Here is a 21,055-nt window from a genome sequence, read left to right on the forward strand (position 1 = left end):
ATGGTGTTTGGAAGTTCCGCCTATGGGTAGAACGTCGCTCCCGAGGCGGCCCGGCTCACGAGCCCGTCCGCCGGATCCCATCCGGGCCCGTCCCGTTCGGCGCGTTCCTGCACGGTGTCGAGGATCGGCCCGAGCCCGACGGTGTCGGCCTCGAACAGGGGGCCGCCGCGCCAGGCCGGATAGCCATAGCCGTGCATCATCACCACGTCCACGTCGAGCGGACGCTCGACGATGCGCTCGTCCAGGATCTTGCAGGCTTCGTTGACGATGGCCGCCCGGATGCGGGACTGGATCTCCTCCGCGGGAACCGAACGTCGCGTCAGCCCGCGCCGCCGCGAGGCCTCCTCGACGAGCTCCGTGACGAAGGGGTCGACCTGCCGCTTGCCGCCCGTGTAGCGATACCAGCCCGCACCGGTCTTGCGCCCGAAGCGGCCCGCCTCGCAGAGCCGGTCGGCGATGTCCACATAGCGCTCGCGCGGATCGCGGGTGGGCGCCAGCCGCTTGCGCCGCGCCCAGGCGATGTCGAGGCCGGCGAGGTCGGATACAGCGAACGGGCCCATCGGGAACCCGAACGCTTCCAGCGCCGCATCGACCTCGTGCGGCAGGGCGCCTTCTTCGAGGAGGTACTCGGCCTGCAGACGATAGCGCGACAGGATGCGGTTGCCGACGAAGCCGTCGCAGACCCGGCACACGACCGGGATCTTGCGCAGGCGCTTGGCGAGGCTGAGGCCCGTGGCGATGACGTCGGGGGCGGTTCGGTCGGTCCGGACGATCTCGAGGAGCTTCATCACGTTGGCAGGGCTGAAGAAATGCAGGCCCACCACGTCGGCCGGCCGGGACGTGGCAGCGGCTATCAGATTGATGTCAAGGTAACTGGTATTTGTTGCCAATACCGTTCCAGGGGGGAGAATCGCATCGAGATCCCGGAAAAGCACCCGTTTGACGTCCAAATCCTCGAACACGGCCTCGATGACGAGATCCCGATCCGATAGGGAGCTGATACCAACCGCGTACCCGATGGTCCGGAGGCGCTCGTCGCGTGCGGCGGCCGTGATCCGACCGCTTGCAACCTGCTTGTCGTAGACCTCCGTGATCCGCGCCTGACCGGCCGCCAATGCCTGTTCGCCGGTCTCGACGACCTTGACGTCGAAGCCCGCATCCGCGAACGCGATGGCGATGCCCGATCCCATCGTTCCGGCGCCCACGATCCCGATCTTCTGGACCGGGCGGGGCTCAATGGAGTCGAGGCCGGGGAGACGCGTGACCTCCCGCTCGGCGAAAAAGGCATGCCGCAGGGCGGCCGACTGCCTGGACGCGCGCAGTTCCAGGAACGTCTCGCGCTCCCGCGCCATGCCGTCCTGAAGAGGCAGGCTTGCGGACAGCAGAACGAGTTCGGCGGCTCTGCCCGGCGCTTCGGCGCCTCTGGCTTTCCGGCGGACGTCCGCGCCCCCTTCAGAAGCCGCCTCGGCATTCATCGCATCGACATTCAGCTCACCGGTGCGTCGCAGCGGCTGATCGATCAGTTCTCGAGCAAGCTCCATCGCATCCCGGCGCAGGTCGCCGGAGGAGAGGCGATCGATCAGGCCGAGACGCAGCGCTTCCGCGGCTTTGACGGTCCGCCCGCTCGTCACGAGATCGAGGGCCGCTTCCAGCCCGACCAGCCGCGGCAGGCGTTGCGTGCCGCCGGCTCCCGGAACCAGCCCGAGCTTGACCTCCGGCAGGCCGAAGCCTGCACCCGGATCGGCCACACGGGCATGGCAGGCGAGCGCGATCTCGCAGCCTCCGCCAAGGGCCGTTCCGTGAACAGCGGCAACGACCGGCTTGGAGCAGGCTTCGATGGCGTTGATGACATCGGGCAGGTGGGGCTCTTGTGGAGGCTGACCGAACTCGCGGATGTCGGCTCCGGCCACGAAGGTACGGCCGGCGCAGGCGATCACCGCGGCCGAGATCTGCGGGTCGCGGTCGACCTCCCGAATCGCCGCGAGCAGGCCTGCTCTCACGGCCTGAGACGTGGCATTGACTGGAGGATTATCGATCTCGATCACGGCCACGGGAGCGTTCCGGACAAGCCTGACCGGTCCAGCGTCATTGGCTGAGGCCATATCCGTCATGGACGCACCGCGTTCATCGTGAGGAGCTCATAGGTCGCGACCGGTTCACCCTTGTCCGTCATGATCTCAACGTCCCAGCGCACCTCGCCGTACTGCTCGTTACGCGGCGACTTCGATTTTGTCGTCAGCCGGACCTTGATGGTTTCGCCCGGCTGCACGGGTTTGATGAAACGTAAGGAGTCGAGACCGTAATTTGCAAGCACGGGCCCGAGGTCCGGATCGACGAAGAGGCCTGCCGCAAAGGACAATAGGAGATAGCCGTGGGCCACTCGACCGGGGAAGAACGGATGGTTCTTCGTCGCTTCCTCGCTCATATGGGCATAGAAGGTGTCGCCGGTGAACTCCGCGAAGTGCTCGATATCCTCAAGCGTGATCGTGCGCTCCTTGGAGACGAAGGTCTGACCGATGGCGAGGTCCTCGAAATAGAAGCGGAAAGGATGCCGGCTTTCTTCGATGGTCGGGGCACCCTTGATCCAGCTCTGCGTCACCCGTGAGAGCATGGCGGGAGAGCCCTGCAGGGCGGTGCGCTGCATGTAATGATGCACACCGCGCATGCCGCCGAGTTCCTCGCCGCCGCCGGCACGTCCTGGTCCGCCATGAACCATGTGTGGCATCGGGGAGCCATGGCCGGTCTGCTCCTTGGCACAGTCCCGGTCGATCAGCACGAGACGACCATGGAAGGCGCCGACCCCGAAGACGAGATCGGCCGCCGTGGTAGAATCATAGGTGTAGAGGGACGCTACGAGGCTGCCGTCGCCCCGATTGGCCAGGGCTACCGCCTGATCGAGGCCGTCATAGCCCATCACGGTGCAAACGGGACCGAAAGCTTCAACGCTGTGCACGTTGGTGGCCCGGATCGGGTCCGGGCAATGGAGCACGAGAGGCGGGATGAAGGCGCCGCGTTCGCGGTCCGCGCCCTCGACGTCGAAATTATCCGGATTGCCAACGACGATATCCGCTTCTGTTCGCAGCTTTGCCACCTGAGCCAGCACGTCCCGACGTTGGCCCAGACCGACGACCGGCCCCATGCGGACGCTCTCGAGTTCCGGGTTGCCAACCTTGATCTTGGCGAGCCGCTCTCCCAGAGCTTCGATCACGGCGGACACATGCGCATTGGGAGCAATGGCGCGGCGGATGGCCGTGCATTTCTGTCCTGCCTTGACGGTCATCTCCTTCGCCACTTCCTTGATGAAGAGGTCGAATTCCGGCGTTCCCGGCCCGGCGTCAGGCGCAAGAATGGCCGCATTGAGCGAATCGCGCTCGGCGATGAAGCGGACGGACTCGCGCGCAATGACGGGATGCCGCTGCAGTTTCTGGGCCGTATCGGCGGAGCCGGTGAAGGACACGACATCCTGACAGGTCAGATGATCGAAGAGATCGCCCGTGGAGCCGACGATGCATTGGAGCGCCCCGTCGGGAAGGATGCGGGATTCCGTGATCATGCGCACCAGCGCATGGGCCACATAGGACGTGATCGTCGCGGGCTTGGTCACAACCGGGACGCCGGCCAGGATGGCGGGCGCGAGCTTTTCGAGCATGCCCCAGCAGGGGAAGTTGAAGGCGTTGATGTGAACGGCAACGCCATGGAGGGGCGTCATCACGTGCTGACCGACGAAGCTGCCGCCCTTTGAAAGGGCTTCGACATTTCCATCCAGCAGGAAGGTGGTGTTGGGCAGTTCGCGACGGCCCTTGGAGGCATAGACGAAGAGGGTGCCGATGCCGCCATCCACGTCGATGAGGTTGTCGGACCGTGTGGTGCCTGTCTGGTAGGAGAGCTGATAAAGCCGGTCCTTGCGTTCTGATAGATGAATGGCAAGACGTTTCAGAAGTTCTGCACGCTGATGGAAGGTGAGCTTCCTCAGGTTGGGCCCGCCAACCTGGCGGGCATAGGCCAGCACCTCGCCCATGTCGAGGCCGCCGCTGGCGACCTGTGCCACCACGTTGCCGGTGACGGCGCTGTGAATATCGGCCAGTTCCTGACCGGGCGACATCCAACTTCCACGAACGAAGCTCTCAAGTCTCATTGGGACACCTTGGAATGATGAACGAGCGGCCGCATTGGCATCGCCGCGCCTTTCCGGCATTATTGACCGACCGGTCGGTTAGTCAAGGAATTTTGGGGATCTATTGATCGCCCGGGTGGCTCGACAGGAATGCGCCAGTCTGAGTAGGTGAAGGCCGGACGGGCGGAGGCGGCTCCGGCTCCCCGGCCCAGATAACCGGAGTACACTTGCATGATCGCGGTCGTAGAGGCTCTGCTGGACAGGTTTCACGAGCGGACGCCGATCCGGGCGGGCTCGCTCATCGTGACCGTGTTCGGGGATGCCGTGGTGCCCCGGGGCGGGGTGCTGTCCCTGGCATCCCTGCACGAGATCATGCGGGCCTTCCGCATCAGCGACACGCTCGTCCGGACGGCCCTGTCCCGCCTCGTCTCCGAGGGCTGGTTCGAGCGCTGGAAGGTGGGGCGCAACAGCTATTACCGGCTGACGCCGCAGGGCCAGGAGGCTTTCGCCGAGGCCACGCGGCGGATCTATGCCGACCCACCCCATGAGTGGCAGGGATCGTTCGATCTCCTCCTGCTCGAGAACGCGCAGGACCGCAATGCGCTGAGGAGCGAATTATCAGCCGCAGGTTATGGCCCGCTCGGGCCCGATCTCCTGATGGCTGCGGCACCGGCGGCCAAGGTCGGCCCCTTCCTGAGACTGGCCGCGACCCCGGCCGATCTGCCCACTGCCCGGCGGCTGGTCGAGAAGGCATGGCCCTTGGTGGAGATCGAAGCGCGCTACAGACGGTTCATCGACACCTATGCGGGCACCCTCGGCGCCCTGGAACGGGGCGCGGGGTTCACGAATCTCGACGCCCTTCTCGTGCGTATTCTCCTGATCCATGATTACCGCAGGGCGGTCCTGAAGGATCCGCTGCTGCCGTCGCAGCTCCTTCCCAGGCCCTGGGCCGGGACAGGGGCGCGGTCCCTCTGCGGCACGATCTACCGCACCCTGCTTCCGGCCGCCGAGCGCTGGATTGACACCCATGCCCAGAACGACCTGGGACCACTCCCCGCGGTCGACGAGACCTTCGGGCAGCGCTTCGCGACGGCGGAGCCGGCCGCGGAACTGAGGATCGGCTGAAGAAAGTGTTACAAAAATTTCTTGATTAATCTGTTTTATGTGACATATTAAAGAGGTCCGCGGAAAGCCGGAGAGGCATGCCGCCTGCGCGCCATGATCAGCGCGGCGCGGAAGGGCTGCTCCGGCAGGCGAGGCTCGATTCCGTCCAATCCGGCCCGGTCTTGGGCAGGGCGGCCGGACGAGAGCCCGGCAGGATTGAACGTCAGGGAGAAGCGCCATGTACGCACAGATGGTGAAAACAGGCGTCGAGCACATCCGGTCCAAGGACGAGATGTCTCCGGAGGAGCGTGCCTTCCAGGACCGCATCGATGCCGACATCAAGATCGAGCCGAAGGAGTGGATGCCGGAGGCTTATCGCAAGACCCTGATCCGGCAGATCTCCCAGCACGCTCACTCCGAAATCATAGGGATGCAGCCCGAGGGTAACTGGATCACCCGGGCGCCGACCCTCGAGCGCAAGGCCATCCTGCTCGCCAAGGTGCAGGACGAGGCCGGCCACGGCCTTTATCTCTACTGCGCCGCCGAGACCCTTGGCGTGAGCCGCGACGAGCTCCTGGAGCAGCTCAACAGCGGCAAGGCCAAGTATTCCAGCATCTTCAACTATCCGACGCTCACCTGGGCCGACATCGGGGCCATCGGCTGGCTCGTGGACGGAGCCGCAATCATGAACCAAGTGCCGCTGCAGCGCTGCTCCTACGGGCCTTATTCCCGCGCCATGATCCGCATCTGCAAGGAAGAGAGCTTCCATCAGCGGCAGGGCTACGACGCGATGACCAAGCTTGCCCGCGGCACGCCCGAGCAGAAGCAGATGGCGCAGGACGCGCTGAACCGCTGGTGGTGGCCGTCGCTGATGATGTTCGGACCCTCCGACGCGGAATCGGTCCACAGCGCGCAATCGATGCGCTGGAAGATCAAGATCAACTCGAACGACGAGCTGCGCCAGAAATTCGTCGATCAGACGGTGCCGCAGGCCGAGTATCTCGGTCTCACCGTTCCGGATCCTGATCTCAAGTGGAACGCGGAGCGCGGCCACTACGATTTCGGCGCGATCGACTGGGACGAGTTCTATCAGGTCATCGCCGGCAACGGACCCTGCAACCGCCAGCGCCTGCGCACGCGCGTGAAGGCCTACGAAGAGGGACAATGGGTGCGCGATGCGGCGGACGCCTATGCGGCCAAGAAGGCCGCGCGGGCGCACGGCAAGGCGGCTGCTTAGGCGGGAGGGGAGAGAGACAATGACCGACAAGAAGGGATGGCCTCTCTGGGAGGTGTTCATCCGCAGCCAGCATGGATTGGCCCACCGGCACGTGGGCAGCCTGCATGCGCCCGATGCCGAGATGGCGATCATGAACGCGCGCGACGTCTATACACGCCGCAACGAGGGCGTCAGCATCTGGGTCGTGAAGGCGTCCGATATTGCGGCGAGCTCGCCCGGCGACAAGGGGCCGCTGTTCGATCCCGCCAACAGCAAGGTCTATCGCCACCCGACTTTCTACGAGATCCCCGAAGAGCTGGGGCATATGTGATGACCGCGCAGGACGCTCTCGTCGAGTATCTGCTGCGGCTGGGCGACAATGCCCTGATCTTGGGCCACCGTCTCTCCGAATGGTGCGGCCATTCGCCGGCGCTCGAGGAGGATCTGGCGCTCTCCAACGTCGCTCTCGACCTGATCGGACAGACGCAGCTCTGGCTCAACCTCGCGGGTGAGATCGAGGGCAGGGGACGCGATGCCGACAAGCTCGCCTATCTGCGCGACGCGCGCGACTTCCGCAATGTGCTTCTGGTCGAGCAGCCGAACGGCGACTTCGCCGCCACGATGGCCCGGCAGTTCTATTTCGATGCCTGGCACTATCTGCTGCTGCGCGGGCTGACCGGCTCGACGGAGCCTCGTATCGCCGAGATCGCCGCCAAGGGCCTCAAGGAGGTCACCTATCACCTGGAGCGGAGCCAGGAATGGGTTCTGCGCCTTGGCGACGGCACGGAGGAAAGTCATCGCCGGATGCAGAACGCCGTCGACGATCTGTGGATGTATACCGGCGAGCTGTTCGAGGCTGACGAGATCGACCAGGCCATGGTCCGGAACGGCCTTGCGCCCGACGTCGCGACGCTGCACGAGCCCTGGCTCGGTCTCGTTCGCGCGACGATCGGGGAGGCGACGCTCACGCTGCCGCAGGCCGGCTGGGCGCAGAAAGGCGGCAAGCGCGGCGTTCATTCCGAGCATCTCGGCTACATCCTGGCCGATCTCCAGTTCCTGCAGCGGGCCTATCCCAACGCGACGTGGTGAGGAGCGCAGGATCGATGATGGACAGCCTGACGCGGCCGGACCCGAACCAGATCAGAGACTGGCTGGGCGACGTTCCAGACCCGGAGGTGCCGGCGGTCTCCGTCATGGATCTCGGCATCGTGCGCGACGTGCAATGGCAGGATGAAGATCTCGTCGTCGCCATCACGCCGACCTATTCGGGCTGTCCTGCCACGAGCGTCATCGCGTTCGAGATTGAAGCGGCTCTGCGCGCGCGCGGGATCGACCGCCTGCGGATCGAGCGGCGCCTGTCGCCGCCCTGGACCACGGACTGGATCACCCCGCAGGGCCGCCGGCGGCTGGAGGCTTATGGCATCGCCCCCCCGGCGGAGAACGCAGGTGGTCCGTCGCCCTTCGACCGCTTCCTGCGCAAGCCTTTGACCATCGCGTGCCCGCGCTGCCGATCCGAGAACACCGACCGGGTGAGCGAGTTCGGCTCGACGCCGTGCAAGGCACAATACCGGTGCCGCGACTGCCTCGAGCCTTTCGACTACTTCAAGTGCATTTGAAAAGACCGGATGCTCCATGACGAAGTTCTACCCCGTCACCGTTGCCGACGTGCGGCGCGAAACCCGCGACGCCATCGTGCTCACTCTCGACGTGCCGGACGAGCATAAGGAGGCGTTCCGCTTCTCGCCGGGCCAGTACCTGACCCTGCGGACCACGATCGACGGCGACGAGGTGCGGCGGTCCTATTCCATCTGTGCGACGCCGATGGAGGGTCGGCTCCGGGTCGGCATCAAGAAGATCGCCGGCGGAGCCTTCTCGAGCTGGGCCAGCGAGCAGCTCGCGCCCGGGCAGGTCATCGAGGCGATGCCGCCCATGGGCAATTTCTTCGTGCCTCTCGACGAGACCCGCAGGCGCCACTTCGTGGGCTTCGCCGCGGGCAGCGGGATCACGCCGCTTCTGAGCATCATCAAGACCACGCTCGTCGCCGAGCCGAATTCGTCCTTCACCCTGTTCTACGGCAATCGCGCATCGGGTTCGATCATGTTCCGCGAGGAGCTCGAGGATCTCAAGAACGAGCATCTCGATCGCTTCAGCCTCATCCACATCCTCAGCCGCGAGCAGCAGGACATTGACCTCTTCAACGGACGGCTGACCAAGGAGAAGTGCGACCAGCTGCTCGACCATTGGATCGACGCATCGTCCATCGACACCGCCTTCATCTGCGGGCCGCAGGACATGATGCTCGGCATCGCGCAGAGCCTCGAGGAGCACGGGCTCGACAAGCGCCAGATCAAGTTCGAACTTTTCGCCACCGCGACGCCGAGCCGACGCCAGCGCAGACCCGAGGAGGCGGCAGCGGAAGACAAGAGGAACCTATGCGAGGCCACCATCGTCATCGACGGACGCGCCCGCACCCTGTCCTTCGAGAAGGGCACCGCATCGGTGCTCGATGCCGCAACGGCCGAGGGGCTGGAGCTGCCCTATGCCTGCAAGGGCGGCGTCTGCTCCACCTGCCGGGCAATGCTGGTCGAGGGCGAGGTGGACATGGACGCGAACTTCGCTCTCGAGGATTACGAGATCGCGCGGGGCTACATTCTGACCTGCCAGAGCTATCCGGTGAGCGACCGGATTCTGGTCGATTTCGACAAGTGACGCCGCAAGAGGCGGGGAGGGTGGTCCCATGGTTGATGAAGAAAGCCTCGTCGCCTTCTTGGCCGGCGGCGGCCGCCTGAGCGCTCCCGACAACGTGACGCCTCGCTATCGCGGCGAACTCATGCGCCTGATGGCGATCTTCGTCGATTCCGAGATGGCGGGCGCCTCGGGCTTCGCCGATTGCATCAACCTGGCTCCGGGGCTCAAGGAGCGGATCATCGCGACACGCATCGTCTTCGACAAGTTCGACCACGCGCGTCAGGTCCTGGCCCTGATGGAGCAGTTCGGGGCCGACACGGGGCAATATGTAGGAGCTCATCCCTGGGCGTCCCGTCTCGACCGCAGCGTCAATCTGGCCACGAGGCGCATTGCCGGAGACATGCGCCTCAACGTGTTCCATTACCCGATCAACGGCTGGGTCGATGCGGTGGTGATGAACTGCCTGATGGGGCGGGCCACCGTGGTGCAGCTCGACGAATTGACACGCGGCTCCTACCAGCCGCTCGCCGACGTCCTTGCCGAGATCCTTCCTGTAGAGAGGCGCCACGCGGAACTGGGGGAACAGGGATTGCAGGCGGCTCTCGAGAGAGGCCACGACAGGATCGATGCTCAGGCCTCCGTCAACTACTGGTATCCGCGCGTGGCCGACACCTTCGGCAGCAGCGCGTCGGATCATTTCTCCCAGCATCGCAGGTACGGATTGCGCCAGAAGGGCCGGGAGGAGCTGATGGCGCAGTGGCAGAGCCACGTTCATCCGATGCTTTCGCGCTTCGGGCTCGAAGTTCCGGGCCATGGGTCGCGCGAGATCGGCGATCAGGTCTCGCTCCAGTAATCGTTTGACCATCGGGCCGGATGATGGACCGGGCTTTCCACGGACGCGGTGTCCGGTTCGCTGCGGGACGCCGAACCCTGGTGCCCCATCTTCCCGCGCGGTTTCGGTTTTAGGAGTCTTCTATTCCGCCGCGCTGATGCGCCGGGACGCGGCCGCGGGCTCGGCCTGGAGATTGCGGGTTCCATCCACGATGAGCCGGGACACCAGCGCTGCATAATCTGCACGGGTGATCTCGCCGGTGCTCTTGAACCATAGATAATGCCAGTTGATCATGCCGAAGAGGGACATGGTCACAGGCTTGAGCAGCTTGGTTCCCTTGAGCTGCGGCGCAACGCCCGCCACCGCATCGGAGAAGATCTTGACCAGGTCCCGCTCCACCGCCTTGAGCTCGGCCTGGCGGTCGGTCGGGAGCAGGCGCATGCCGTTGATCTGCACGTTGTGCTGGGCGTCGGCATCGCGATAGGCCTCGAGCAGCGCCGCCACCAGCTCTCTCAAGCGGTCATCCGCAGCAAGGTCCGGGCGGTCGGCCGCCTCTACGACCTCGAGCAGTTCTTCGAGGTGGAAGCGGATGACGTCGAAGAGCAGCGCTTCCTTGTCCTTGTAGTAGTGGTACAGGTTGGCTTTGGAGACCCCGCAGGCCTCTGCGATCTTGCTCATCGAGGCACGGTCGTAGCCGTGCTCGGCAAAGAGTTCGGCCGAGCGATCGAGGATCGCGCGGCGCTTGTCGTCGTAATCGGTGGCACGGGTACGGGCCATGGGGTTCTTCTATTCCTTCGGTCTGCGGTCGATCACGCGCCGCGCCTTGCCGAGCGAGCGCTCGATTCCTTCCGGGTCGAGGACATTGACCTGAGCCGTGATGCCGATGGTGTCCTTGATCGCCTGGGTCAGGCGGTCGGCGGCGGCTTTCCGCGTTTCCGGATAATCGGCATCCGGCCGGATCTCGGCCCTGATCTCCATCTGGTCCATCCGGCCCTCGCGGGTCAGGATGATCTGGTAATGTCCCGACAGGGTCGGGATGGCGAGGAGCTTCTCCTCGATCTGGGTCGGGAACACGTTGACGCCCCGGATGATCATCATGTCGTCCGTGCGGCCGGTGACCTTCTCCATGCGGCGCATGGTGCGCGCCGTGCCGGGCAGCAGGCGCGTCAGGTCCCGGGTGCGATAGCGGATGACGGGCATCGCCTCCTTGGTCAGGGAGGTGAAGACGAGCTCGCCTTCCTCGCCGTCCGGCAGGACTTCGCCCGTCACCGGGTTGATCACCTCGGGATAGAAATGATCCTCCCAGATGTGCAGTCCGTCCTTGCTCTCCACGCATTCGCAGGCAACGCCCGGCCCCATGACCTCGGACAGGCCATAGATGTCGACCGCATGGATGTCGAAGGCCTCTTCGATCTCGGTCCGCATGGCGTTGGTCCATGGCTCGGCGCCGAAGATCCCGACCTTCAGCGAGGATTGCCGCGGATCGAGGCCCTGCTTCTTGAACTCGTCGAGGATCGCCAGCATGTAGGACGGCGTGACCATGATGATGTCGGGCTGGAAGTCCTGGATGAGTTGCACCTGGCGCTCGGTCATGCCGCCGGACATCGGGATCACCATGCAGCCGAGGCGCTCGGCGCCGTAATGCGCGCCCAGTCCTCCGGTGAAGAGGCCGTAGCCGTAGGCCACGTGCACCTTCATGCCGGGACGCCCGCCGCTCGCCCGGATGGATCGCGCCACCACGTCCGCCCAGGTGTCGATGTCGCGCTTGGTGTAGCCGACCACGGTGGGCTTGCCGGTGGTGCCCGACGAGCCGTGCACGCGGGCGATCTGGTCCTGCGGAACGGCGAACATGCCGAAGGGATAATTGTCCCGCAGGTCGGCCTTGGTGGTGAACGGGAACTTGGAGAGATCGCCTAGATCCCTGAAATCGTCCGGATGAACGCCTGCCGCGTCGAACTTCGCCCTGTAGTGCGGCACGTTCTCGTAGGCATGGCGCAGGGACCAGGCGAGACGCTCGCGCTGCCAGGCGGCCAACTCATCCCGCGACGCCAGTTCGAGGCGATCGAGCTGGGTCGCCTGGGGCTTGAGTTCGGACAGCTTGCGGTGCGGGATCTGAAGCAAGGGAACCTCCCATTCGTTCGTTCTTATGGGGTCTTTTCGGTGTCATCCGACGCGAGAAGCGTGCCCGCGATCGTGCGCGAGTGCCCGCGGAATTCGGCCACCGTTTCGCCCTGGCCGTTGCGGACGGTCACGTCGTAGATCCCCGAGCGGCCCGAACGGTGGCGCTCGACCGCATGGGCCGTGAGCGTGTCGCCCCGCCGGCCCGGCTGGAGGAACGTCACGGCGCATTGCTGGGCGACCGTGCGCTGGTCGTAGGTGTTGCAGGCGAACGCGAAGGCCGAGTCGGCGAGGGTGAAGATGAAGCCGCCGTGGCAGATGCCATGCCCGTTCGTCATGTCGGGGCGGATCGCCATGGACAGGACGGCCTCGCCGGGCGACACGCGCTCGACCCTCATCCCGAGCCCTTGGCTCGCCTGGTCCTCGGCCCACATGGCGTCGGCGCAGGCTGAAGCGAGGTCGTGGGCGGCACGTCCTGCGCGGGTCGATCCAGCGTCCATCATGCCCTCCCGGTGAATTTCGGCTGCCGCTTCTCGAAGAACGCCGTGACGCCCTCGATGTAGTCGGGCGTGCGGCCCGCCTGTCCCTGGAGATCGCGCTCCAGATCGAGCTGGCTGTCGAGATCGCGGGTCTCGGAGGCATCGAGCGCCTGCTTGATCAGACCGAGCCCGACGGTCGGCTGAACGGCGAAGTGGGCGGCAAGGCGATGGGCCTCGTCCATCAGGGCGCCGTCCTCGACCGCCTTCCAGATCATCCCCCAGGCCTCCGCCTGCTCGGCCGGAACAGGTTCGGCCAGGAGAGCGAGCGCGCGGGCGCGCGCCGGACCGACGAGGCGCGGCAGAAACCAGGTTCCTCCGGAATCGGGCACGAGGCCGAGCTTCGCGAAGGCCTGGATGAATTTGGCCGAACGCGCTGCCAGGACGATGTCGCAGGCGAGTGCGAGGTTGGCTCCGGCGCCCGCCGCGACGCCGTTGACCGCGCAGATGACCGGCATCCGCAGAGCGCGCAGCTTGCGCACGAGCGGGTTGTAGAGGCGCTCCAGGGTGGAGGAGAGATCCGGAACCTGGCCGGGGCTGAAAACCCGGTCCGACAGATCCTGTCCGGCGCAGAAGCCGCGTCCTGCTCCTGTCAGGACGAGAGCCCGGCAGGCCTCGTCCGCTTCGGCATCGAGAAGGGCCGACATCAGGGCCGCATGCATCGCCTCGTTGAAGGAGTTCAGACGATCGGCCCTGTTGAGGGTGATCACCCGATAACCCTCCCGGCGCTCCGTGATGACGAGATCGTTCTCCACCATGGCCCTCCCGAACATTCGCTGATGGCAAGCGGGTGGTCTTGCGACTTGTTTACTATTGACCAACCGTCCGGTCAATTATATTGATGGAACAAACAGCGTCAATAAGCCAACACTCGGCCCTTTACGGAGCGAAACGGGATGGCAGGTTTCGACGGCCGCCAGGATGCACGCGCACAGCAACGCCAGCGTTGCGCAGTCCTGTCCCATTGCTCCGTTCCCGCGATGACCGGCAGGCTCCCGGCAGCCTGACCCCTTGCGCAACAACAAAATCGGTAAACGACAAAGAACCTCGGAGGAAACACATGAACGCGAAGGCAACTCACAAGATCCTGCTGGCCACCTCTGTCATGGGCCTTGCTCTGTCTCATGGCGCGCTCGCGCAGGACACCGTCAAGATCGGATCCGTTCTCTCGGTCACCGGGCCGTCGTCCTTCCTGGGTGAGCCCGAGGACAAGACGCTCAAGCTCTACGTCGACAAGATCAATGCGGCCGGCGGCATCGCGGGCAAGAAGATCGAGCTCGTGATCTACGACGACGGTGGCGACGCCAACAAGGCACGCACCTTTGCGACCCGCCTCATCGAGGACGACGAGGTGATCGCCATGGTGGGCGGCACGACGACCGGCAGCACCATGGCGATGATCCCGGTCTTCGAAGACGCGAAAGTCCCGTTCATCTCGCTCGCCGGCGCCATCGAGGTCATCGACCCCGTGCGCAAGTTCGTCTTCAAGACGCCGCATACCGACAAGATGGCCTGCGAGAAGATCTTCGAGGATCTGAAGAAGCGCAATCTCACCAAGATCGGCATGATCTCCGGCACGGACGGCTTCGGAGCGTCCATGCGCGCGCAATGCGTCAAGGTCGCGCCGAATTACGGCATGCAGATCCTCATCGACGAGAATTACGGCCCTCGCGACAGCGACATGACCGCCCAGCTCACCAAGATCAAGAACACGGCCGGCGTGCAGGCGGTGGTCAATCCGGGCTTCGGCCAGGGGCCGGCCATCGTGACCCGCAACTATGCGCAGCTCGGCATGACGAGCATCCCGTTCTACCAGAGTCACGGCGTAGCCTCGAAGAGCTTCATCGATCTGGCGGGCCCGGCGGCCGAGGGCGTCCGTCTGCCGGCCGCCGCGCTCCTCGTCGGCGACAAGCTGCCCGAGAGCGATCCGCAGAAGAAGGTGGTGACCGAGTACAGGCAGGCCTACGAGGGTGCCACGAAGCAGCCCGTCTCGACCTTCGGCGGCCATGCCTATGACGGCCTCTTCATCCTGGTCGAGGCCATGAAGCGCGCGAACTCGACCGACCCTCAGAAGATCCGTGACGAGATCGAGAAGACCAAGGGCTTCGTCGGTACAGGCGGCATCGTGAACATGTCCGCCACCGACCATCTCGGCCTCGACCTCTCGGCGTTCCGCATGCTCGAGATCAAGGGCGGCGACTGGAACCTGGTCGCCTCCGGAAGCTGATCCCACGCTGCAACCGATCGGACAGGAGGCTGCCGGTCAGCCTCCTGTCCGGCAACCTGAAGGTCGCGGGGCTGCATCATGGCCGAGTTCCTCCAGTTCCTCATCTCCGGTCTGACGGTGGGAGCCGTCTACGCGCTGGTCGCACTCGGCTTCACGCTGATCTACAACGCCTCGGGCGTGGTGAACTTCGCCCAGGGCGAGTTCGTCATGCTAGGCGGCATGGTGACGGTGTTCGCGTCGGCCGCCGGAGTGCCGCTGCCGCTGGCGGCCCTGGTCGCCATCGCGGCCGCCGTGGCAATCGGGCTCCTGCTCCACCGCTTCGCCATCGAGCCTGCGCGCGGAGCGTCGGCCGTGACGCTCATCATCATCACCATCGGCGCATCGATCCTGCTGCGCGGCGTCGCGGCGATCGTCTTCGACAAGCAGTTTCACAAGCTCCCCGCCTTCACGGGCGACACGCCGGTCGACGTGCTGGGGGCCGCCGTGCAGCCGCAGAGCTTCTGGGTGCTCGGCGGAACGGCCGTCGTCGTCCTGGCGCTCTACGTCTTTCTCGAACATACGCTCGTCGGCAAGGCCGTGCTGGCCACGGCGGCCAACCGTCTGGCCGCGCGGCTCGTCGGGATCAACACGACCACCATCATGGCGCTCGCCTTCGGCGGCTCCGCGGCCATCGGGGCGATCGCCGGCATCCTGGTCACGCCGATCACCCTGACGAGCTATGATGTGGGAACGCTGCTGGCCCTGAAGGGCTTTGCCGCCGCCATGCTGGGCGGCATGGGCAATCCGGTCGGTGCCGTGGTCGGCGGGCTCCTGCTCGGCCTGCTGGAGGCCTTTGGCGCGGGCTATCTCAGCTCGACCTACAAGGATGCCTTCGCGTTCCTGGTCATCCTCATCGTCCTGTTCGCGGCGCCCCAGGGCCTGTTCGGACGCCGGGTCGTGGAGAGGGTGTGAGCATGCGTGCACTCGTGAACCAGCGATTCGTCACCCTGCTCATCCTGGCCGTCGTGATCGCCATTCTCCCGTTCGTCTTTCCGTCGAGCTACTATTTCCGCGTCGCCTCGCTCGTCTGGGTCTCGGCGCTCGCGGCCATCGGGCTCAACATCCTCATGGGACAGGCGGGTCAGGTCAGCCTCGGTCACGCGGCGTTCTTCGGGATCGGCGCCTATGCGGTCGCCATCGGACCGACGCATCTCGGCATTCCCCCCTGGGCGGCGCTTCTCATCGGGGCGGTCCTCTCCGGCGTTCTGGCTTATCTTGTGGGGCGTCCCATCCTGCGCCTCAAAGGGCATTATCTGGCCATCGCCACCCTGGGGCTCGGGGTTCTCGTGGCGCTCGTCATCACGACCGAAAGCCGCTGGACCGGCGGCCCGGACGGCATGCCCGTCGAGCGGCTCACCCTGTTCGGCTGGCGGGTCAGCGGATCCTACACCTGGTACTGGGTGACCGGGGGGCTCCTGCTGGTCGGGACCTGGATCGCCCTCAACCTCGACGAGACGCCGACCGGGCGAGCCTTCCGCGCCCTGCACGACAGCGAGATCGCCGCGCAGGTGGTCGGCGTGGACGTGGCGCGCTTCAAGCTGCAGGCCTTCGTGATCGCCGCAATCTATGCATCCCTCGCCGGATCCGCGCTGGCCTTCATGAACGGGTTCATCAACCCGGATCAGGCGGGCTTCCTGCATTCGGTGGAGCTTGTGACGATCGTGGTGCTCGGCGGGCTCGGATCCGTGGTGGGGAGCATCGTGGGCGCCGCCGTGCTCGTCACGCTCCCGCAGGCTCTCACCGTCTTCCAGGAATACGAGCATCTTCTGCTCGGTCTCATCATCATCGTGGCGATGATCTTCATGCGCAACGGGATCGTCCCGAGCCTCTCGAACCTGCTTCTCCGGAGGGCGCGCTCATGAGCATCCTGAAGGCGACGGATGTGGGCATCTCCTTCGGCGGCGTGAAGGCCGTCGACGGCGTGAGCTTCTCGGTCAGCCCCGGCCAGATCGTGTCCATCATCGGGCCGAACGGGGCAGGGAAGACGACCTTGTTCAATATCGTGTCCGGTGTCTACGTGGCGAGCCGCGGGTCGATCCATCTCGCCGACGAGGACGTGACCGGGCTTGCGCCGCACAAGCTGGCGGCGCGCGGCTTGTCCCGCACCTTCCAGAACCTGCAGATCTTCCAGCGCATGACCGCCTGCGAGAACGTGATGGTAGGCCGTCACCTGCGGGAAAGGTGCAGCCTTCTGCCGGCTCTGTTCAGAACCCCTTCCGTCACGCGTCAGAACCGTGAGACGCGGGCCGCGGCACTCGCGCTCCTGGCCGATGTCGGTTTGAAGGATGTGGCGGACACCTCGGCAGGCTCGCTGCCCTACGGCGCCTGCAAGCGCCTCGAGATCGCCCGTGCGCTCGCCGCCGAACCGCGCGTGCTACTTCTCGACGAGCCGGCCGCCGGCTGCAACGCGGTGGAGACCGAGGAGATCGACCATCTCATCAAACAGGTTGCCGATCGGGGCGTGGCCGTCGTTCTCGTCGAGCACGACATGAAGCTCGTGATGAAGATCTCCGACAGGATCCTCGTGCTGGAGCGCGGCCGTCCGCTCGCCGAGGGAACGCCGCGGGAGGTACGCGATGATCCACGGGTCCTTGAGGCTTATCTGGGGCAGCACGGCGCACGGGAGGCCGCCCGTGCTTGAGGTGCGGGATCTGCGCAGCGCCTATGGGCGCATCGAGGTGCTCAAGGGCATCAGCCTCGAGGTCCGTTCGGGTGAGATCGTTGCGCTCGTCGGCTCGAACGGCGCGGGCAAGACCACGCTGCTGCGCACGCTGTCCGGCGTTCAGCCGATGACCGGCGGCGAAATCCGCTTCAAGGACCAACGGATCGACCGGCTGCCGCCGCACCGAAGAGTCGGGCTCGGCATCACGCAATCGCCAGAAGGCCGACAGGTGTTCGGCCCCCTGACCGTGGAGGACAACCTGCGCCTCGGTGCCTATCGTCGTCGAGACCGGGAGATCGACCAGGACCGCGATCGCATCTTCGCCATGTTCCCGGTTCTGGCCGAAAAGCGGCACCTTCTGGCCGGAGGCTTGTCGGGCGGTCAGCAGCAGATGCTGGCGATCGGCCGCGCGCTCATGGGCCGGCCGAGTCTTCTGCTTCTGGATGAGCCGTCTCTCGGTCTGTCGCCGCTTCTGGTCGACCAGATCCTCGATGCCATCGTGTCTCTCAAGAACGACGGCATCACGGTTCTTCTCGTCGAGCAGAATGCCAGTGCGGCTTTGGCCATCGCCGACAGGGGCTATGTGCTGGAGACCGGCAAGGTCGCCTACAGCGGGGCGGGCGCGGCCCTGCTGGCCGATCCACAGGTCAAGGCCGCCTATCTCGGCATCGCGTGATCAGACCGCTTCGCCCTGCGTCCGATTCAGGCTCTGCCGGGCGAGGGCGAGAGCCTCCTGCAGCACGGCGTGGTCGCCGATGTGATTGGCCAGGATCAGAACGAGGGCGCTGTTGAGAGCTGCGCTGTCCTCATCCGACAATCCCCGATGAGATTCGATCAGCGCACGATAGGCGCGGTCCGGATCGGGGAAGCGGCTGTCGGTCATGAGCGAGGTCATGCGCGATCCCCCTCCGATCCTCTGAGGCGGCGGGAGGCGCGCTCGATCTGTGATCTCGCCGGATGACGCCAGCGTGCCGCGAGATGCTGGTCCGGTCGCACGAGATAGGTGCTTCCGGGCGTCGAGTCGAAACGTCGGGCGAAATAGCCCTGCGCATCGATGAGGTCGTCCCCGATGACGAGCACGCGCTCGCCTGCGGGCTGCGGGGCACCGTCGGGCACATGGATGACGGTCTCTTCGCTGCCCAGTGCTTCGAGCAGCCAGACAGGCTGGCCGCTGCGGGTCCGCATCGGGGCATCGGGCAGGGGAGCGCCGAGGCGGGCGGACCCGGACCAGGTCTCACGATCCGGCGTCGACAGAGGCGTCTCATAGGTCGAGGGCAGCGACAGCCGGCCAGAATTCACCATTCGCTTGGCAAAGGGGGTGTGGCGCGCGAGAGCAAGGGTCGCATCGCGAAAGCGCCGTTCCTGCGCCGAGCGCGGGGCGATGAAGTCGGTCGAGCGGGTCGAATGACCGATGTTCTCGTCGGCGGCCGCCGAACGTTCGATGTCGTAGGTGTCGATCAGGCGCTCCGGGGCCTCGCCCCTGACGACGAGCGCCAGCTTCCAGGCGAGGTTCTCCGCATCCTGAATGCCGGAATTCGCGCCGCGCGCGCCGAAGGGGGATACTTGGTGGGCGGCGTCGCCGGCAAAAACCACGCGTCCATGAACGAAGCGCTCCAGTCGGCGGCATTGGAACGTGTAGACCGACACCCATTCGAGCGTGAAGTTCTCATGCCCCAGCATCTGCCGAAGGCGCGGCATGACGCGCTCGGGCGTCTGTTCCGCTTTCGCGTCCGCATCGGGGCCGAGCTGCAGGTCGATGCGCCAGACATCGTCCGGCTGCTTGTGAAGGAGGGCCGAGCGGCCGTCATGGAAGGGCGGGTCGAACCAGAACCAGCGCTCGGGCGGAAAGTCGCCCTTCATCCTCACGTCGGCGATGAGAAAGCGATCCTCGAAGACCTCGCCCCGGAAATCCAGGCCGAGCATCCCGCGCAGGGCCGAGCGGGCGCCGTCCGCCGCCACCACCCAATCGGCCTCGAGATCATAGGCACCTTCCGGCGTCTCGATGGTGAGCGTCACGCCGTCGTTGCGGCGTTGGAGGCCGATGACCTTGTTGCGCCAGCGGATGTCGAGATCGGGCAGGTCTGCGGCACGCTCGACGAGCGCATGCTCGAGATAATACTGCTGAAGATTGATGAAGGCCGGCATCTTGTGCCCATCCTCGGGCAGCAGGTCGAAGGCATAGAGCTGGTCGTTGCGCTGGAACACCTTGCCGAGCTTCCAGGTCACGCCTCTCTCGAGACATGGCTCGGCGACGCCGAGCCGGTCGAGGATCTCGAGCGTGCGCTTGGCGTAGCAGATCCCGCGGGATCCCTCGCCGATCCGGTCTGCATCGTCGAGAAGCACCACGGGCACGCCGCGTTGCGCCAGGTCGATGGCCGTGCAAAGGCCCACGGGACCCGCGCCGACCACGATGACCGCATGCCGGGCAGGGGACGGGCGATCCTGATCCGCGCTACGGCGATAGCCGAACTGGAAGAGTGTCTTGCGGCTGTTCATCGCGGCTTCCTCCCGTTCGTCAGAGACTAGCCTTGCAGGGCCGCCCACATCTCCCGGTCGCGCTCCGCCGTCCAGATGACGGGATGATCGATGCCGGAAGCTTCGTCGAAGGCCCGCGAGACATTGAAGGGCAGGCAATGCTCGTAGATGGCGAAGCTTCCGAACTTCGGGTCCATCACGTCGCGCGTCGCCGCGAAGGTCTCCTTGAGAGAGCGTCCACGCGCCACCGACAATTCGGCGGCGCCATAGAGCGTGCCCACGAAGTCGCGCGTCATCGCCGCCGCCTCGCGCACCGCCTGCCCGCCCTGCAGCGCATCGCCCCGACCCGGGGCGATCGCCTTTGGTTGGAAGTCGAGGATCGAATCCAATGTCTGCGGCCACTCGCGCAGGTAAGCGTCGCCGCAATAGCAGGCGGAGTGGTACTCCACGAGATCGCCGGTGAACATCACCTCCGCGTCCGGCACCCAGGCCACGATATCGCCCGCCGTGTGGCCGGCACCGAGATGGAACAGCTTGACCTCGCGCTTGCCGAGAAAAACCGACATGCCGCTCTCGAAGGTGAGCGTCGGCCAGGTCAGACCGGGCGGGATGCTGCTCTCGCCGCGGAACAGGCGCGGGAAGCGGCCGATTTCGGACGCCTTGTCCTGCTCGCCGCGCTCGACGATCAGATCGTAGGTGGTGGTCGAAGCGATGATGCCCTGCGCCTCGTAAGCCGAGGCTCCGAGCACGCGCACGGCATGGTAGTGCGAGAGCACCACGTACTTGATCGGCTTGTCGGTGACGGTGCGTACGCGGGCGATCACGTCCTCGGCCATGGCCGGCGTGGCCTGCGCGTCGATGACGATGCAGCCGTCGTCGCCGACGATGATGCCTGAATTGGGATCGCCCTCGGCCGTGTAGGCATAGAGATCCGGGCCGATCTCCGTGAACGATACCGTCTTGGCGGCGGTGTCGCTTGTCGAGGCGAAAGCCTTATCGGCCATGGCGATTCTCCCTGTCCTGGAACGCAGCTCATGCCGTCGT

At 65.5% G+C, this 21,055-nt stretch carries 21 protein-coding genes; 12 read left to right on the forward strand and 9 right to left on the reverse strand.

What is annotated here, in order from left to right; genetic code table 11:
• Positions 1-20: 20 nt before the first annotated feature.
• The gene (locus HPT29_RS03995) at positions 21-2,102 is read right to left on the reverse strand and encodes a 3-hydroxyacyl-CoA dehydrogenase NAD-binding domain-containing protein (protein ID WP_173950220.1); all 2,082 of its coding nucleotides are present in this window, start codon (positions 2,100-2,102) and stop codon (positions 21-23) included.
• A gap of 5 nt (positions 2,103-2,107) precedes the next feature.
• Positions 2,108-4,135 (reverse strand): phenylacetic acid degradation bifunctional protein PaaZ, encoded by a 2,028-nt coding sequence (paaZ, locus tag HPT29_RS04000; RefSeq protein ID WP_173950102.1) that lies wholly within the window; start codon positions 4,133-4,135, stop codon positions 2,108-2,110.
• A gap of 210 nt (positions 4,136-4,345) precedes the next feature.
• On the opposite strand from paaZ, the gene HPT29_RS04005 reads away from it, so the two are divergent.
• From HPT29_RS04005 to HPT29_RS04035, 7 genes are all read left to right on the forward strand, one after another.
• Positions 4,346-5,239 (forward strand): PaaX family transcriptional regulator, encoded by an 894-nt coding sequence (locus tag HPT29_RS04005; RefSeq protein WP_173950103.1) that lies wholly within the window; start codon positions 4,346-4,348, stop codon positions 5,237-5,239.
• 217 nt (positions 5,240-5,456) lie between these two features.
• Positions 5,457-6,455, forward strand: a complete 999-nt coding sequence (paaA, locus tag HPT29_RS04010) for a 1,2-phenylacetyl-CoA epoxidase subunit PaaA (RefSeq protein WP_173950104.1) — start codon at positions 5,457-5,459, stop codon at positions 6,453-6,455.
• A 19-nt stretch (positions 6,456-6,474) separates the two neighbouring features.
• A complete protein-coding gene (paaB, locus tag HPT29_RS04015; RefSeq protein WP_173950105.1) occupies positions 6,475-6,765 on the forward strand; it encodes a 1,2-phenylacetyl-CoA epoxidase subunit PaaB in 291 nt (96 codons plus the stop codon).
• Entirely contained in the window at positions 6,765-7,523 is a 759-nt protein-coding gene (paaC, locus tag HPT29_RS04020; RefSeq protein WP_173950106.1) for a 1,2-phenylacetyl-CoA epoxidase subunit PaaC, read from the forward strand. The genes paaB and paaC overlap by 1 nt, the downstream gene beginning before the upstream one ends.
• A gap of 17 nt (positions 7,524-7,540) precedes the next feature.
• Positions 7,541-8,050 carry a 1,2-phenylacetyl-CoA epoxidase subunit PaaD gene (gene paaD / locus HPT29_RS04025; protein ID WP_210272481.1) on the forward strand — a complete coding sequence of 170 codons (510 nt, stop codon included), beginning with the start codon at positions 7,541-7,543 and terminating at the stop codon, positions 8,048-8,050.
• A 16-nt stretch (positions 8,051-8,066) separates the two neighbouring features.
• A complete protein-coding gene (gene paaE, locus HPT29_RS04030) occupies positions 8,067-9,143 on the forward strand; it encodes a 1,2-phenylacetyl-CoA epoxidase subunit PaaE (protein WP_173950108.1) in 1,077 nt (358 codons plus the stop codon).
• 28 nt (positions 9,144-9,171) lie between these two features.
• Positions 9,172-9,975, forward strand: coding sequence for a Phenylacetic acid catabolic protein (locus HPT29_RS04035; protein WP_173950109.1), 804 nt, complete (start codon positions 9,172-9,174; stop codon positions 9,973-9,975).
• Between the two features lie 120 nt (positions 9,976-10,095).
• Here HPT29_RS04035 and HPT29_RS04040 read toward each other — a convergent pair whose 3' ends face one another.
• Genes HPT29_RS04040 through paaG form a run of 4 tightly spaced genes read right to left on the reverse strand, consistent with a single transcriptional unit; the run spans position 10,096 to position 13,363 of the window.
• The gene (locus HPT29_RS04040) at positions 10,096-10,731 is read right to left on the reverse strand and encodes a TetR/AcrR family transcriptional regulator (RefSeq protein ID WP_173950110.1); all 636 of its coding nucleotides are present in this window, start codon (positions 10,729-10,731) and stop codon (positions 10,096-10,098) included.
• A gap of 9 nt (positions 10,732-10,740) precedes the next feature.
• Positions 10,741-12,075: a phenylacetate--CoA ligase PaaK gene (gene paaK, locus HPT29_RS04045; protein ID WP_247654764.1), complete on the reverse strand. Its 1,335-nt coding sequence runs from the start codon at positions 12,073-12,075 to the stop codon at positions 10,741-10,743.
• Between the two features lie 23 nt (positions 12,076-12,098).
• Positions 12,099-12,572, reverse strand: a complete 474-nt coding sequence (gene paaI / locus HPT29_RS04050; protein ID WP_173950111.1) for a hydroxyphenylacetyl-CoA thioesterase PaaI — start codon at positions 12,570-12,572, stop codon at positions 12,099-12,101.
• The gene (gene paaG / locus HPT29_RS04055) at positions 12,572-13,363 is read right to left on the reverse strand and encodes a 2-(1,2-epoxy-1,2-dihydrophenyl)acetyl-CoA isomerase PaaG (RefSeq protein WP_173950222.1); all 792 of its coding nucleotides are present in this window, start codon (positions 13,361-13,363) and stop codon (positions 12,572-12,574) included. Before paaG ends, paaI begins: the two co-directional genes overlap by 1 nt.
• Positions 13,364-13,713: 350 nt before the next feature.
• Here paaG and HPT29_RS04060 point away from each other — a divergent pair, with 350 nt between their 5' ends.
• The 5 genes from HPT29_RS04060 to HPT29_RS04080 all read left to right on the forward strand — a co-directional run bounded on the left by HPT29_RS04060 (position 13,714) and on the right by HPT29_RS04080 (position 18,212).
• On the forward strand, positions 13,714-14,835 hold the full coding sequence (locus tag HPT29_RS04060; RefSeq protein WP_259060654.1) for an ABC transporter substrate-binding protein: 1,122 nt from the start codon (positions 13,714-13,716) through the stop codon (positions 14,833-14,835).
• 78 nt (positions 14,836-14,913) lie between these two features.
• Positions 14,914-15,786, forward strand: a complete 873-nt coding sequence (locus HPT29_RS04065; protein ID WP_173950113.1) for a branched-chain amino acid ABC transporter permease — start codon at positions 14,914-14,916, stop codon at positions 15,784-15,786.
• A 2-nt stretch (positions 15,787-15,788) separates the two neighbouring features.
• Complete coding sequence (locus HPT29_RS04070) at positions 15,789-16,736, forward strand: branched-chain amino acid ABC transporter permease (protein ID WP_173950114.1); 948 nt, start codon at positions 15,789-15,791, stop codon at positions 16,734-16,736.
• On the forward strand, positions 16,733-17,515 hold the full coding sequence (locus tag HPT29_RS04075; protein WP_173950115.1) for an ABC transporter ATP-binding protein: 783 nt from the start codon (positions 16,733-16,735) through the stop codon (positions 17,513-17,515). The genes HPT29_RS04070 and HPT29_RS04075 overlap by 4 nt, the downstream gene beginning before the upstream one ends.
• Positions 17,508-18,212 carry an ABC transporter ATP-binding protein gene (locus HPT29_RS04080; RefSeq protein WP_173950116.1) on the forward strand — a complete coding sequence of 235 codons (705 nt, stop codon included), beginning with the start codon at positions 17,508-17,510 and terminating at the stop codon, positions 18,210-18,212. Before HPT29_RS04075 ends, HPT29_RS04080 begins: the two co-directional genes overlap by 8 nt.
• Here the strand turns inward: HPT29_RS04080 and HPT29_RS04085 are convergent, their stop codons facing one another.
• From HPT29_RS04085 to HPT29_RS04095, 3 genes are read right to left on the reverse strand one after another with little or no spacing between them, the layout of a single operon-like run.
• Entirely contained in the window at positions 18,213-18,431 is a 219-nt protein-coding gene (locus tag HPT29_RS04085; RefSeq protein ID WP_173950117.1) for a DUF2783 domain-containing protein, read from the reverse strand.
• Positions 18,428-20,032: an FAD-dependent oxidoreductase gene (locus HPT29_RS04090; protein ID WP_173950118.1), complete on the reverse strand. Its 1,605-nt coding sequence runs from the start codon at positions 20,030-20,032 to the stop codon at positions 18,428-18,430. The genes HPT29_RS04085 and HPT29_RS04090 overlap by 4 nt, the downstream gene beginning before the upstream one ends.
• A gap of 26 nt (positions 20,033-20,058) precedes the next feature.
• Positions 20,059-21,015, reverse strand: coding sequence for an MBL fold metallo-hydrolase (locus HPT29_RS04095; RefSeq protein ID WP_173950119.1), 957 nt, complete (start codon positions 21,013-21,015; stop codon positions 20,059-20,061).
• Positions 21,016-21,055 lie beyond the last annotated feature (40 nt).

This window comes from Microvirga terrae (assembly GCF_013307435.2).
Classification (GTDB): domain Bacteria; phylum Pseudomonadota; class Alphaproteobacteria; order Rhizobiales; family Beijerinckiaceae; genus Microvirga; species Microvirga terrae.